At 67.9% G+C, this 14,159-nt stretch carries 10 protein-coding genes; 6 read left to right on the top strand and 4 right to left on the bottom strand.

Annotation, left to right across the window (positions count from 1 at the left end):
• Window positions 1-27 precede the first annotated feature (27 nt).
• From QHF85_RS04755 to QHF85_RS04765, 3 genes are read left to right on the top strand one after another with little or no spacing between them, the layout of a single operon-like run.
• A complete protein-coding gene (locus QHF85_RS04755; RefSeq protein WP_281325841.1) occupies window positions 28-2,169 on the top strand; it encodes an alpha-amylase family glycosyl hydrolase in 2,142 nt (713 codons plus the stop codon).
• Window positions 2,170-2,192: 23 nt separating this feature from the next.
• Window positions 2,193-4,229 carry an alpha-amylase family glycosyl hydrolase gene (locus tag QHF85_RS04760; protein WP_281325842.1) on the top strand — a complete coding sequence of 679 codons (2,037 nt, stop codon included), beginning with the start codon at window positions 2,193-2,195 and terminating at the stop codon, window positions 4,227-4,229.
• Window positions 4,230-4,275: 46 nt separating this feature from the next.
• Window positions 4,276-5,502 carry a cytochrome P450 gene (locus QHF85_RS04765; RefSeq protein ID WP_281325843.1) on the top strand — a complete coding sequence of 409 codons (1,227 nt, stop codon included), beginning with the start codon at window positions 4,276-4,278 and terminating at the stop codon, window positions 5,500-5,502.
• A gap of 3 nt (window positions 5,503-5,505) precedes the next feature.
• On the opposite strand, the gene QHF85_RS04770 is transcribed toward QHF85_RS04765, so the two are convergent.
• Entirely contained in the window at window positions 5,506-7,680 is a 2,175-nt protein-coding gene (locus QHF85_RS04770) for a hypothetical protein (RefSeq protein ID WP_281325844.1), read from the bottom strand.
• Between the two features lie 211 nt (window positions 7,681-7,891).
• On the opposite strand from QHF85_RS04770, the gene QHF85_RS04775 reads away from it, so the two are divergent.
• The gene (locus QHF85_RS04775; RefSeq protein WP_281325845.1) at window positions 7,892-8,449 is read left to right on the top strand and encodes a protease complex subunit PrcB family protein; all 558 of its coding nucleotides are present in this window, start codon (window positions 7,892-7,894) and stop codon (window positions 8,447-8,449) included.
• Window positions 8,450-8,541: 92 nt separating this feature from the next.
• Here QHF85_RS04775 and QHF85_RS04780 read toward each other — a convergent pair whose 3' ends face one another.
• The 3 genes from QHF85_RS04780 to QHF85_RS04790 form a co-directional block, all read right to left on the bottom strand.
• Window positions 8,542-10,782, bottom strand: a complete 2,241-nt coding sequence (locus QHF85_RS04780; protein WP_281325846.1) for a hypothetical protein — start codon at window positions 10,780-10,782, stop codon at window positions 8,542-8,544.
• Window positions 10,783-10,913: 131 nt separating this feature from the next.
• Complete coding sequence (locus QHF85_RS04785; protein ID WP_281325847.1) at window positions 10,914-11,879, bottom strand: hypothetical protein; 966 nt, start codon at window positions 11,877-11,879, stop codon at window positions 10,914-10,916.
• 58 nt (window positions 11,880-11,937) lie between these two features.
• Window positions 11,938-12,393, bottom strand: a complete 456-nt coding sequence (locus QHF85_RS04790; protein WP_281325848.1) for a hypothetical protein — start codon at window positions 12,391-12,393, stop codon at window positions 11,938-11,940.
• A gap of 230 nt (window positions 12,394-12,623) precedes the next feature.
• On the opposite strand from QHF85_RS04790, the gene QHF85_RS04795 reads away from it, so the two are divergent.
• Complete coding sequence (locus QHF85_RS04795) at window positions 12,624-13,712, top strand: MaoC family dehydratase (RefSeq protein WP_281325849.1); 1,089 nt, start codon at window positions 12,624-12,626, stop codon at window positions 13,710-13,712.
• A 31-nt stretch (window positions 13,713-13,743) separates the two neighbouring features.
• Window positions 13,744-14,157 (top strand): methylmalonyl-CoA epimerase, encoded by a 414-nt coding sequence (mce, locus tag QHF85_RS04800; RefSeq protein ID WP_281325850.1) that lies wholly within the window; start codon window positions 13,744-13,746, stop codon window positions 14,155-14,157.
• The last annotated feature ends 2 nt before the right edge of the window (window positions 14,158-14,159 follow it).

Raw genomic sequence — 14,159 nt, forward strand, 5'->3', positions numbered from 1 at the left:
CGGTGTGGTAACGCATAACGAGGAGCCATGCGAACGACGTCCTTCCTTCACGCATGGGTGCTGGCGCTCGGGCTCGCCTCCGTGGGTTGCGGCGGTCCCGAATTCCCGCGGCGCGATTGCGCGACCGTGATCTGGGCCGAGCCCGGCTCGGGTGCCGACATACGTGTCGAGGGGAGCTGGGACGGCTGGGCCGAGGCGAAGCCCTTGGAGCAACGCGACGATGGTTGGTTTCTGCTCCCATTGAATCTTTCTCCCGGGGAGTATGGATACCGCATGGTCCAGGGGGGCAAGCGCTCGCTCGACCGGCTCAATCCGCTGACCACGTGGAAGGGCGAGGACGAGGTCTCGCTCGCGATTGCCGAGAGCTGCGCCGCGCCCGAGATTCGCGTCGATGCGGTCGACGTCTCCGGCGACGAGGTCACGGTGAGCGGCGTCTTTCTGGCGGCGCCCGAAGGATCCGCGCTCGACCCCGCGTCGCTCCGGGCCGAGCACCGCGGCGGCGGCGAGATTTTGCCGTGGAATGCCCAGGCGGCGGACGGGCGATTCACGTTCGTCGCGCGCGGACTCGGCCGCGGCAAACATACCTTCACGCTCCGCGGCGCCGACGAATCCGGGGTCGAGGCGAGCCCGGAGATCGCCGTCGCGTGGATCGATCCGGCGCAAACCTCGTGGCACGAGGGGCTTTTGTATCACCTCATGATCGACCGTTTCCGGGGCGACGGCGGCGCGCCCCTCGCGCCGCTGCCTCCGGACAAATCCGGCTCGCGCGCGGGCGGGACGCTGGACGGCGTGCGCGCGGAGATCGAACGCGGCACGTTCGACGAGCTCGGCGTCACGGCGCTCTGGATTTCGCCTGTCTACACGAATCCGATCGAGGTCCGCGAGGGCCGCGGCGACGGCCGACCTTATGAAGGATATCACGGCTACTGGCCGCTCGAATCGCGCGGGGTCGAGCCGCGGATCGGCGGCGAGGACGCCCTGCGCGCCATGGTCGACGAGGCGCATCGGCACGGGATCCGCGTGATCTTCGACCTCGTGCCGAACCACATCTACGAGCACAACGAGCGATACCTCGCGAACCGGAACAAGGGCTGGTTCAACGACGGCGTCGACAAATGCGTGTGCGGCGAGCCGGGCTGCGGCTGGGGCGAGAAGTTGTCCACGTGCTGGTTCACCTCGTACATGCCCGACGTGCGATTCGAGCATCCCGATTCGATGCGCGCCGAGGTCGACGACGCCGTCTTCTGGATGAAGGAATTCGACGCGGACGGCGTGCGTATCGACGCCGTCCCCATGATGCCGCGCGCGGCCACGCGCCGGATCACGCACGCATTCAATCACCTCGCGACGGGCAAGGACGCGCTCTTCTCGATCGGCGAGGTCTTCACCGGCCCCGGCGCGGCCGGCATCGAGAGCATCCGGTATTTCCTCGGACCGCATACCCTCTCCGGCGCGTTCGATTTTCCGCTCATGTGGAAGCTCCGCGAGGTGTTCGGCCTCGATCGCGGCAGCCTCGCCGAGCTCGAGGACATCCTCGTCTCGACCGACGCCGCCATTGAAGGCTCGGGCTCGGTGCTCGGCCGCATGATCGACAACCACGACACCGCGCGGTTCGTCTCCGAGGTCACGGGCGACGCCGCGAACGACCCCTGGTACGACAAACCCGCGCAGCCCGCCGAACCGATCGTGTATGCGCGGGCGAAGATGGCGCTCGCGTTCATCCTGACGCTCCACGGCCTGCCCGTTCTTTATTATGGCGACGAGATCGCGCTCGCGGGCGCGGGCGATCCGGACTCGCGCCGGGTGATGCCGGATCCCGCGGCGATCGGGCCTCTGCAATCCGAGGTGCGGGATCTCGTCCGGAAGCTCGGGGCTTTGCGCCGCTGCTCGCCCGCGCTCCGCACGGGCACGCGCAGGCCCATCGTGGCGACGAAGGACGAATATGCTTATCTGCGCGACGCCGGGGACGGGGACCCGGTGCTCGTGTTTTTCGCGCGCAAGACGGCGCCGGTCTCCGTGCCGACCGGCGCCGTGCCGCTCGGCAGCTACGTCGACGTCGTCTCCGGCGAAACGATCGAGATCACCGCCGGCGGCGCCGTTCCGCTCGAAGCCCTCTCCTTCCGCGTGCTCGTGCGCGCGGGGAGCCCTTGCCGTAACCCCTCACCTTGACGGGCCTCCGAATGAAAACTTCGATGAATACGTTCACTTTGCTCGCCCTCTCGGGCCTCCTCGTCGCGCCTTTGCTCGGCGCGGCGTCCTGCTCGAGCGACGACCTCAATGGATATCAGCCGCCCGACGGAATCGGCGGCTACGATCCAGGGGAAAAACCCCCGGTGCTCAGCGGCTCCGGCTCCGGCGTCGGTGCGGGCGGCCCGGGCCAGGGCGGCGCGGGCGGCGGCGAGCCCCCGGGCCCGCCCATGTGCGACGATAGCTTGAAGCGCTGCGATTACCTGTTCACCCTCGCCGACATGGGCCAGACCAGCGTGGTCGTGCGAGGCAATTTCGCGGCCGACGGCTGGGACGTCGGCGTCTCCATGACGAAGGCGAACGGGCAATGGGAGGCCACGGTCCCGATCCCCTACAACCAGCCCGTCCAGTACAAGTTCGTCATCGACGGGAACAACTGGATCAACGATCCGGGCAACCCGAACACGATCGACGATGGGTTTGGCGGGAAAAACAGCCTCGTCACCCCCACGACCTGTGATCCCTGGACGTGCGACGATCCCCCGGAGGACAGCCCCGTCGAGGCGTGGCGTGACGCGGTCCTCTATTTCGTCTTCGTGGACCGCTTCCTCGACGGCGATGCCTCGAACAACGGCAGCCCCGTTGCGAACGTCCCGACGGCGTCGAATTTCCAGGGCGGCGACTGGCAGGGCGTCATCAACAAGATCAAGGAGGGCTATTTCACGAAGCTCGGCGTGAACTCCCTCTGGCTCACGGTCCCGATCGACAACACGGAGCTCGCCGGATTCGGCAACGACGGCAAGAACTACAGCGCCTACCACGGCTACTGGCCGAAGGATTTCTACAAGGCCGAGGAGCGCTTCGGCACGATGGCGAAGCTCAAGGAGCTCGTCGACGAGGCGCACAAGGTGAACATCACCGTCCTCATCGATTACGCCGCGAACCACGCGCACGACTCGGCGCAGGTCTACAAGGACAACGCGAGCTGGTTCTGGCCGAACTCGAACGGCAGCGGCGGCAACTGCGTCTGCGGCGAGGGCTGCTCGTGGGACGGGGCCACCACCGAAAAATGCTGGTTCACGCCCTACTTGCCCGATTTCAATTACGAGAACGCGGCGGCGCGCAAGTACAGCATCGACAACATGGTCTGGTGGTGGCAGCAGACGGGCATCGACGGCTTCCGCCTCGACGCGCTGAAGCACATGCACATCTCGTGGCTGACCGAGCTCCGCTCGCGCGTGACCGCCGACATCGACTCGGTCACGGGCAAGCATTTCTACATGGTCGGCGAGACGTACACGGGCGACAAAGCGCTCATCAAGAAATACGTCAATCCGTCCACCATGCTCGACGGCCAGTTCGACTTCCCGCTCCGCGCCGAGATATGCTCGAAGATCCTCATGCGGCAGGGCACGATGCAGCAGCTCGAAGGGTTCTTGGACGGCAACGATGACGCCTACGGCAATGGCGTCATGAGCACGTTCATCGGCAACCACGACCTGCCGCGCGTCATTCACCTGGCCCAGCAAAACCCGCTCTGGAGCGACGCCTGGGATGGCGGCAAGAACATGAACTGGCAAAACCAGCCGGGATTGCCCTCCGGGGTGGACGCATTCGAGCGCATGGCGAACGGGTTCACCCTCATCATGACGACGCGCGGCGTCCCGCTCATCTATTACGGGGACGAGATCGGCCTGCCCGGCGCGGGTGACCCGGACAACCGGCGCTTCATGCAATGGAACGGATACTCCGTCGGCCAGACCCTGCTCCGCACGCACCTCGAAAAGCTCGGGCAGATCCGCAAGGATCACGTCGCGCTCCGCCGGGGTAAGCGCTCGTCGCTCTGGGCCTCGCCCGATACGATGGCCTACAAGATGGTGCACTCGACCGAGACGGTCTACGTCGCCATCAACCGCGGGGACGCGCAGGGATCCGTCGGAAACCTGCCGAGCGGCAACCTCACGAACTTGCTCACGGGTCAGGCCGTGAGTGGTCCCACCGTGAATTTGCCGCCGCGCAGCTCGATGATCCTCGTACAATAATTTTCCACGTCCGGCCGGCGCGTCATGGCGTGCTATGAAGAGCGCCATGACGACGACGCTTCCCGCTCTGCGTTACGATCCGATGGATCCTTCGTACGTCAAGGATCCGTACCCCTTGCTCACCCGCTTTCGCGAAGAGGCTCCCGTTTACTACTGGGAGCAGGGCGGCGGGCCGGTCTTCTTTCGTTACAAGGATGTCATTGCCCTCATGAGGGATGCCAGGCTGGGACACGATCCCACCCTCGGCGCCGGCTTCCCGCCCGAATTGAAGGCCGCGTACCCCGATTTCGTCGCGCTGCGCGAGAATGACCTCTTCATGGTCCCCTCGGAGTCGCACGCGCGGCTGCGCAAGCTCTTGAACCCCACGTTCGGCCCGCGCGCGGTCGAGGCGCACCGCCCGAAGGTGAAGGCCATCATCGAGGCGCTGCTCGAGAAATTTCCTCTCGAGGGCGTGATCGACGTCTCCTCGGATTACACGCGGCAATACCCCGTCCGCGTGATCGCCAGCATCCTCAACATTCCGCCGAACCACGAGCCGGAGTTCATCGCCTTCGCGGAGAGCCTCATTTCCACGATCATCCCGGGGCTCCCCCCCGAGCGATTCGCGGCTTGCATGCCGCCGGTCTCGCGTGGCATGGCGCTCGTGCGCGACATCATCGCCGACCGCCGGGTGCACCCGATGGAAGGCGACCTCATGACCCAGCTCATCAACGCGTGTGACGAGCAGGATCGGCTGAGCGACCCTGAGCTCGTCTCGCTCGTCGCGGGGCTTCTGGTCGGCGGCACCGACACCACGTACCACGGGACGAATCAGACGATTCTCTCGCTGCTCCAGAACCCGGAGCAGCTCGCGATCCTGCGCGCGGAGCCGAGCCTCGCCCGCAACGCATTCGACGAGACCCTCCGCTACAACATGTTCGGCCGCATGCCGTTCCCTCGGTACGCGACCGAGTCATTCGAATTCGCGAACGTCTCCATCCAGCGCGGCCAGCCCGTGTTCATGTTCCTGATGTCCGCGTTCCGGGATCCGGAGTATCTCCCCGACGCGAACGTGTACGACATTCGTCGTCAGCACACGGGGACCCACTGGTTCGGCCTCGGCCCCCATTTCTGCCTCGGCGCCTCGCTCGCCCGCATGGAGGCCGAGATCGCGCTCCAGAGCCTCCTCGCGCGGTACCCGAAGATCGAGCTCGCCGGCGAGCCGGTCTGGGGCAACCACCCGATCATGCGCACGATGGATCGATTGCCCCTCCGCGTCAGCGCCTCGGCCTGACGTTCATTCCGGACAAACCGTCCGCTCCGCGAGCGTCTCCCCGTCGAGCCCGAAGACCGCGATGTCCTTGCCGGTCACGGCGGCGCCGATCGCGACATACCCATAACTCGACAAAAGCTTCCGCTCGGGCTTTTGCACCTCGCCGTTCGGCCCGAGCTCGATCGTGACCACTTCGCGCGCGAAGGGTCCGGTCGCGGCGATCAAGAAGCCGTCGGCCGTGCCGACCACGAACGGGTTTCGCAGCAGGGCGGAGGGCCCGGACGCGAGCGAGGGGGCGCCGATCGCCTTTCCTGCGTCGTCGAGGCGCGACACGCGGATCACGCTGGTTTCGGTCCGGTCCGTGCCGGTCGCGCACGCGACGAGCAGACCCTTCGGACCGTGGCCGAGCGCGCAATCGCCGGGCTTGAAGGGAAATCGGACCGCTGCGGCGGGCTGCGAGACGATACGCGCAGCGCCGTCGAGCAATGCCGTCACGACCGCGTCCCCGCGCCCATACGCGACCACGAGGCCCTTGCTCGTCCAGGCGAGCCCGGGCTGGCTCGTCATGGGGTCGCCGGGCAGGCGCGTCGTTTTCCGTATGGCGCCGGCCTCGTCGATTCGCCCGACCTCGACGTCGCCATTTGCGTCGATCCACGCCGCCGCGAATCCGTCGGGCATGCGCGCGAGCGTCGGTTCGCGTCGGCCTGCCGCCGCGGGGAGGACGGCGTGCGTGGTGGTTTTTCCGGCGCGATCGACGCGCGCGAAGATCGCTTCGTCCTGCTCGAAGAGGAGAGCCGCGAATCCGCCGTCGTCGAGCCGCAAGATGGAGGCCGTGCCTGCGCGCGAACGGAAGCGCAAGGCCTGGGGCGCGGGGCGCGTGCGCGCGTCGCACGGGCCTTGCGGGGCAGCCTCGCTCGGCGCGGCCGCTTGCCGGCAGGCGAGGCGGGTGGCCACGACCTGGGGCTTTTTCCCTTTCTGCAATCGATCCCGATTGTACACGACGAGCCATTCCTTCCCGGTCCACAGGACGGCCGGCATTTCCCCGGAGGACGTCTCGTCGTGGAGCGGCAGCGGCGTCGCGGCGATGCCATTCGGATCCACGACCGTGATCAGGGCCTCCGGATCTCGCGCGACCACGACCGACCCGTGGAAAAGCGCCTCGTAGGCCACCGCGAACCGCGCGCCGTCCCAGGCGAGGATGGGCTTGCGTGGCGTCGCCATGGGATCCGGGTGCGTCGCGACGAACCGCGGCGCGAGCTTCGGATTGCCCGCGGCGTCGAGGATCGCGAACCATATCTTGTGGTCCTGATCCCAGGCGACGGCGAGGCCCGCGGGGGTGGGCAAGAGGAACGGATTGAGCCCGCCCTGGATCGTCGCGCCCAGGCCCGTGACCCCTTCCTTCGTGAGCCGCCGGATCTCGATGGTGCCGTGCGTCTCGCGGGAATGCCAGCCGACCCAGTACGCCTCGCCGTCCCACACGATCGAGGGGGTCCCGGGGTCTTCCCCCGTGGCAAGCTCGAAGGTGCGAAAGACCTTGCCCGTCCTCGCGTCGACGAGCGCGACGTGCACCGAATGGTGCATCGGATAAGGGCCGCGTGTCCACGCGACCGCGATCTCGTCGTTGCCCCACGCGATCGCGGGCGTGCCGTCGAGCTGCGGCGAGGGGTCGATGCGGGCCGACCAGACCGGCCGATCCTGCGCGTCGAGCCGCATGAGCTCGATATCGGCCTCCTGCTGCGCGTGATACACGACCGACGCCACCACGACGTCGCTCCCTTGGTAGGCCCCCACGACGTGCGAGCGCTCGTGTTTGTCCGGGAACACGATCTCGTGCACGCTCTTCGCGGCGCCCGTGGCTTCGAGCCGCGCGATGAACCCCTTTTGCGAATCGTGATCGAAATACACGTACGCGGCGCCCCCATCGATCCTGCCGAGCGAGGGCCGGTCCGCGTAGAAATAAGCGGGCGCGCCGCCGACGATATCCACCGAGGAGAGCTTCTCGAGCCCGTGCGCGCACGAGGACGGCGGCGGCCCCTCGGCCACCAAGGGCGATTGCGTGGGGCCTTGGCCCTGCTCGGGCGTCATGGGAGCCGGGGCCGTCTCGCTCTTCGTGGGCACGGCGCTCGGGGCGCTACATCCGAGCCAGAGGAGCGCGGCCGGGAGGCCAATGGAAAGCCGCTTGCCTCGCGAAATCATCATCAGGGTGTCCTCCAGACCGGTCGACGAGCAGGCGGAGCCTAACGCGCGGCGCCTCGACCGTCCACGGCCACCGCGGGCGCGCCGATCCGAGCCCCGAGATTCTACCAATTCGGAATGCATACCAATTCCACGTTCCGGGAGCTGGAAAAGCGGAAGCGGGGTCCGGCCCGGTCGGCCCGGCTCTTGCCGGGCAGCTCGCCCCGGGGGAATCATGAAGACGTTTTCCCGGAAGAACGTGCTCGGCTGGGCTCTCGTGGCGATCGTTTCGTGCACGGCCCTCGGTGACGCCGTGGCGAGGGAAGGTGGCGGACGTCCAACGCGGGCGCCGAACCCGGGCGAGATCGCCGTGCCTTTCTCGGAACTCGAAGTGCGCGCGTCGGGCCGGCCGCGCGGCGAGCTGCGGACGCTCTTGACGTCGCCGCGGTTGTACCAGGCTTTCGTGGGCAGCCCGCCGCCGGAAGACCTCGATTTCCAGCGTGAATGGGTGATCCTGTACGCGCCCGGCACGATGCCGACCGGCGGCTACGTGGCCGACATCTCGTACATCGGGCGATCGACGGACGGGCGCACGCTCACGATCGAGACCCGGCTCTTCGAGCCGGGCGCCCATTGCTTCGTGACACAGGCGCTCACGAATCCGTACGTGCTCGTACGGTTCCCGCGGCCGGAGAGCACGCGGAGCGTGGTCTTCAGCCACGTGACGGAGGTGCGGGATTGCTTGTCGGCGTCGATGCTCGCGACCCCCGACGTCGAGGCGCCGAGCGAGTGAACGCGTGAACGGGTGAGCGAAGCGCGCACGCCCGCGGCCTTCGGCGAGCCGCGGGCGTGCGTGGAAGGGTATGTCTTTCCGTTACATTCCGATCACTGCGCGAGCTTCAGGACGAACGCGTCCTCGAGGCCCGCGTTCGCCGTGAAGTTGCCGTCGCCGAAGAGGATGTTGTTGCTCCGGTAGCTGCCGGCGAGCCACACGTTGGCCGAGCTGTCCGCGGCGACGGTCTCGCCGGACTCGGTCAGGCCGCCGCCGAACTTCTTGGTCCAGGCCGCCGTGCCGGCAGGGTTGTACTTCGCGACGAAGATGTCGTGCTCGCCGTTCGACGAGAGCACGCCCTTGCCGAAATCGGTGCCGGCCCAGAATTGACCCGTGACGAGCACGTTGTTGAACGCGTCGACCGCGATGTCCTTGCCGCGCTGCGTGCTCACGCCGCCCATGACCTTGCTCCACATGTGGAAGCCCGAGGGGCTGTACTTCGCGATGAACACGTCCTCCACGCCGCCGCTCGTGACCGTGCCGTTGCCGAGGTCCATCGAGCCGTTGTACTCGCCGGTCACGAGCACGTTGCCCGCGCTGTCGATCGCCACGGCGTTCGCGCGCTGGAGCTCCGCGTCGCCCGCGCCGAGCACGAAGATGGGGTTGCCCATCGCGTCGAGCTTCGCGACGAAGATGTCATAACCGCCGGCGCTCGTGAGCGTCTTGCCGCCGCCGAAATCGATGCTGGTCTGGAACGCGCCGGCGAGCGCGATCTCGCCCGCGGGCGAGACCGCGAGGTCGTAGGCGTATTGCGTCGCCGGGCCGGTGATCGCCTTCGCCCATTGCGGCGTGCCATTCTTGTCCATCTTCGTGACGAACACCTCGAGCCCGCCCATCGCGCTCGGCGTGAGGACGTTCGCGCCGATCGTGAGGGGGGCCGAGAACGTGCCGGAGACGTAGACGTTGTCCGCCGCGTCCACCGCGACGCTCGCCTCCTCCTGCGTGTAGGCGTTCGCGATGGCCTGGCTCCAGATGTGATTGCCCGTGGCGCTCGCGAGCTTCGCCACGAAGATGTCCCTCGAGCCCATGTTGCTCGTCAGCGCCGTGCCGCCGAAATTGATGGTGCCGAGGAACTCGCCCGCGATGAGCACGTCGCCCGCGCTGTCGATCGCGACGCTGCCCACGTCCTGCCCGGCCGCGTCGCCGTACTTCTTCGCCCACACGACGGTGCCCGCCGCGTTGTACTTGATGACGAAGATGTTGTCGTTGCCCGTGGCGGTCAGCGTGCCGATCGGCGCGGGGAGGGTGATCGCTCCGTTGAAGCGGCCGACCACGACGCCATTGCCCTGCGCGTCGGTCGCCACGGCGAGCGCGATCTGGGCCTGGTTGTTGCCGAAGGCCCGCGCCCAGCTCGTGTCGCCGGTGCACGCAGGCGCCTGGCCATTGCAATCGTCGTCGCCCACGGTCGCGCAGTTCTCCGGCGACGGCAGGACCTCGCCCGTGCACGGCCCGTATCCGGAGCCGTCCGGCGCGCACGTCTCGACGCCCATCTTGCACAGGCCCACGCCCGACGTGCCCATCGGGCCCGTGTAGCAGGCCTTCGTGGAGTTCGGCGCGCACGCGCAGTTCGCGCCGTCGTCGATGAACGTGTCGCAATCGTCGTCCTGGGCATTGCAGGTCTCGGCCTGCGGCAGGACCTGGCCCAAGCACGCGCCGTACGAGAGGCCGTCGGCCGCGCACGTCGCGGTGCCGCCCTTGCAAATGCCGGCGTTCTGCGTGCCCGCCGGGCCCGTGTAGCAGGGCATCGTGGTGCCCGGCGTGCAGAGGCAGCCCGGCCCGTCGCCGACCACGCCATTGCAATCCTCGTCCGTCAGGCCGCACGTCTGCGTGCCGGGGACGACCTCGCCCACGCACGGGCCGTAGCCGAGGCCGTCGGGGTTGCACGTCTGGACGCCGGCCATGCAGGCGCCGACGCCCATCGTGCCGTCGGGGCCCGTGTAGCAGGACTGCGTGCTGCCCGGCGCGCAGCAGCCCTCGTCGACCTCGCCGTCGCAGTTGTTGTCCTTGTTATCGCCGCAGACCTCGGGCACGGGTTCACAGGCCATTCCGCCGACGCCGCCGGTCCCGCCCATGCCGCCGCCCGCGCCGCCCTGTCCGCCTTGTCCGCCTTGTCCGCCGACGCCGCCGACGCCGCCGGTGCCGCCGCCGCCCTGTCCACCGGTGCCGCTCGAGCTGCTCGACCCCGAGCCCGGGGTGATCGGGGGCCCATCGTCGCCGCAGCCCGCGAGGCCTGCGCCGAGGATCACGGCGAGGGACGTGAATGTGAACGAAGCAAGGTGACGCCGATGCAACATGGAATGAACCTCCGGAACGGCAAGGGGCTGCGAAGCCAAATGCAGCGCATCATCTACGAAATTGGGGCCCGCGTACAATAGGCCAGGCAAGAAATGCGCGCCGTCCGGAGGCTTTTACGATGTGACCTTTGTTACTGTCCCGTCTTCGGGAAGATCAGCACGAACGAGCCCTTCGCGGGCCGAAAGACCGTGGTCTTCGTGGGATGGGCGTCCCGCTTGAAATGCGGCATCCAGGGCAGCGCCTTCCACGCGTCGTTGTCCTGAATGAACTCGGGCACCACGAGATCGAGCTCGACGTACCGATCGGCCGTCGCGGTCGCGAGATCCGGCCCGAACGTCCACTTTTCGCGTCCGGGGCGCGCGGCGAGGTCGTTGTGAATGGCGCCGCCGTACGTGAGGACCATCTTGCCCGCGCCGGCATTCGCGTTGCGGGAGGCGAGGGCCTTGGCCTTTTCATCCATGAGCCGCGCGATCATCTCCAGCATGACGATGACCGAATCCGGCCCGGCCTTCACGATCGCGTCGTAATCGGCGCAGCTCGCGCGCAGAATATGGGGCTTCACGCCGAGCGCGTACGCCGCGTCGCCGAGCGTGACGAACTCGTTCTGGTTCGTCTTGGCCTGGCCCTGCGTGACGGGCTTCTGCTGCTCCGCCACCTGCGCCTCTTTTTCCTTGCCGCATTTCCCTTCGGACACCCAGATCTCGAGCACGATGTCGCTCGCCTTGCCTGCGACCATGGGCAGGAATGTGTCGGTGAAGCGCTTCGTGGCCGTGGGGATGCCCTCCTTGCCCTTCTGCGCGTGCGACTCGCCGATGCCGAGGATGAGCGGGTTTTCCGCGAGGATCGCGGCAAACGCGGCCTCGGGCGTGTCGTAGAGCAGGCACCCCATCTCGCCACAAGGCTCGGGCGGGGCCGCGGGGACGGCCGCGGCGCTCGCGGAAGGGGCAGGAACGGCGCTCGGGACGGGGGCGGGCGCGGCGCTCGGGGGCGGCGCGGCGGAGGCCGTCGCGGGCGGCGGGGGCGAGGCGCTGTCGGGCGCGCGGCACGCGGCCAGGGAAACGAGGCAAAGGAGCGGGAGGAGACGAGCGCTCAGCATGGCGAGGTGAGTGACGCGAGGACACGGAAGTTCCTCCGTCCTGTCAAGCGCTTCCGCGTCAGCGGAGGCCGGCGATTCGATCGAGCTGCATCTGGTACGATTTCGAGAGTTTCGACTCGTCGACCCGCGGCCGGAGGGCCTTCAGCGCCGATCGGGTCGGCACGTCGACGTCGGCGCCGAGCCGCGCGGCTTCGAGGTGAAGCTCGAGCGCGCGCTTGTACCCCGCCTGCGCCTTCCACACCTCGCCGCGCAAATCGTCGAGCTCGGCGCGGTGCTGGGTGAGCATTGCGCACGCCGAAACCTTTTCGCGGCTGCCGAGCATCATCGCCGCGCTCGAAGCGTCATGCCGCGTGAGCGTCTCCCACATCGGGCCGAACAGATGCAGCGCCGTCGATTGGATGAGCTCCACCGCCTCGTCGAGCCGTCCTGCCCGCTTCAGGCCGACGGCGCGGCCGAAGACGTCGGCGAGCTGTTGGACCATGCGGACCTTCAGGTCCTTGTGCGTGCTCGACATGCGCTCTCCCGCACCCCTCGGCGGAATGTGCACCCTATCAGGCAGCACTTCCTCCGTCGAAATTTCAGTGTACTCCAGCTGCATGAGCACCCGACAGCAAGTGCGAGTAAGAAGTCACCTGACATCGCCGGCGCCTTGGGTCCGACACGAGGAAACGCCCTTCGCTTCGCCCCTCGTCCCAACTCGTGCCATGCTCGCGCCGTCCGTCCACGGCGCCTCGATCTCCCCGAATGCTCCACACGATCCGCCACGGTAGGCTCTTCGACGATTTCGTTCCCGGCTCGATCTACGCCCATCCGTGGGAAGTGACGGTCGACGAGGGCATGCTCGCCTTCTTCGCCGCCTCGTTCCAGGACGCGATCCCGACCTACGCGAGCCGGCGCGCCGCAGAGGAGCTCGGCCTCCGCGACAGGCCCGTCCACCCACTCTTGCTCCTGAACCTCGGGCTGTCCTTCAGCGTGCACGACGTGAGCGAGCAGGCGATCGCTCACCTCGCATACATGGACGTGCGCTTCCCGAACGCATGTTACCCGGGCGATACCGTGGTTGCCGCGTCGCGGGTCATCGGCACGCGGCCCGTCTCGACCGGCGACAAGGGCGTGGTGCATGTGCGCACCGAGGTTTCGAACCAGGACGGCGAGGTCGTCTGTTCGTTCGAGCGCAAAGTACTCGTGCGCGTCGGCAAGGTCGCCGGGCGGGCCACGATCGCCCCGCAAAACCCGGGGGACGAGCGCGCCGCCGCTTCCCCCAGGTCCCGCGCGCCCGCCTCGCTCCTCGGGGATCTGCCGGCGCCGCGCCGCGCGGTGTTTCCGACGTTCTGGGACGATTTCGAGGTCGGCGACGTGTACGCGCACGAGGGCGGGCGCACCGTGAGCGAGGCCGAGCACATGCAGCTCACGACGCTCTTCCGGAACTCGCATCCGATGCACGTGGACGAGCGGTATTGCCAGAAGAGCTCGTTCGCCAAGACGCGCGTCGTCTTCGGCGGCCTCGTGCTCGCCTGGGTGCTCTCGCTGTCGAGCCGCGACACCGCGGGAAACGCGGTCTGGGACCTCGGCCTCGACGACGGCGCGCACCCGAGCGGCGTGCTCGCCGGCGATACGCTCTACGCCGCGTCGTCGGTCGTCGCGAAGGAAGAACGCGGCAAGGACGCGGGGATCGTGGTCCTGCGCGTGATCGGGCTCAAGAACACGCCGGCGCGGGTCCTGCTCGAACGCGGCGCGGATCTGTTCTCGCCCGAGCTCGGAAAGACGGCCGGCCGCGTGCCCGAGAAGGCCGTCGAGATCACCCGGACGCTGCTCGTGCGGCGTCGCACGTGAATTGCATTCATCCACCGGCCTGGAGAGCATCATGATCAAGATCAAGCGCATCGATCACGTCGCCATCGCCGTCGACAACATCGATCACGCGCTCGTGAAGTGGCAGCAGGCGCTCGGCCTCGAGCCCGGCGTGCGGGAGCTCGTCTCCTCGCAGAAGACCGAGGCCGTGCTTTTGCCCGTGGGCGAAAGCAACGTCGAGCTCATCGAGCCGAAGGGCAACGAGGGGCTGCAAAAGTTCCTCGAAAAACGAGGCCCCGGCCTGCATCACATCGCCGTGGAGGTCGAGGGCATCGAGGCCGCGCTCACGCTCTTGAAATCGCTCCACGTCCCGCTCATCGACGAGACCCCGCGCATCGGCGCGCGCGGGCACAAGGTGGCGTTCTTGCACCCGCGCGCGACGGGCGGCGTGCTCGTCGAGCTCGTCGAGCCCGAGCCGTCGCATTGACG

The sequence above is a fragment of the Polyangium sp. 6x1 genome (genome assembly GCF_029946515.1).
Classification (GTDB): Bacteria; Myxococcota_A; Polyangia; order Polyangiales; family Polyangiaceae; genus Polyangium.

Coding starts and splice junctions, on each gene's coding strand:
- QHF85_RS04755 (WP_281325841.1), top strand. CDS start 28: ATGCGAACGACGTCCTTCCTTCACGCATGGGTGCTGGCGCTCGGGCTC.
- QHF85_RS04760 (WP_281325842.1), top strand. CDS start 2,193: ATGAATACGTTCACTTTGCTCGCCCTCTCGGGCCTCCTCGTCGCGCCT.
- QHF85_RS04765 (WP_281325843.1), top strand. CDS start 4,276: ATGACGACGACGCTTCCCGCTCTGCGTTACGATCCGATGGATCCTTCG.
- QHF85_RS04770 (WP_281325844.1), bottom strand. CDS start 7,680: ATGATGATTTCGCGAGGCAAGCGGCTTTCCATTGGCCTCCCGGCCGCG.
- QHF85_RS04775 (WP_281325845.1), top strand. CDS start 7,892: ATGAAGACGTTTTCCCGGAAGAACGTGCTCGGCTGGGCTCTCGTGGCG.
- QHF85_RS04780 (WP_281325846.1), bottom strand. CDS start 10,782: ATGTTGCATCGGCGTCACCTTGCTTCGTTCACATTCACGTCCCTCGCC.
- QHF85_RS04785 (WP_281325847.1), bottom strand. CDS start 11,879: ATGCTGAGCGCTCGTCTCCTCCCGCTCCTTTGCCTCGTTTCCCTGGCC.
- QHF85_RS04790 (WP_281325848.1), bottom strand. CDS start 12,393: ATGTCGAGCACGCACAAGGACCTGAAGGTCCGCATGGTCCAACAGCTC.
- QHF85_RS04795 (WP_281325849.1), top strand. CDS start 12,624: ATGCTCCACACGATCCGCCACGGTAGGCTCTTCGACGATTTCGTTCCC.
- mce (WP_281325850.1), top strand. CDS start 13,744: ATGATCAAGATCAAGCGCATCGATCACGTCGCCATCGCCGTCGACAAC.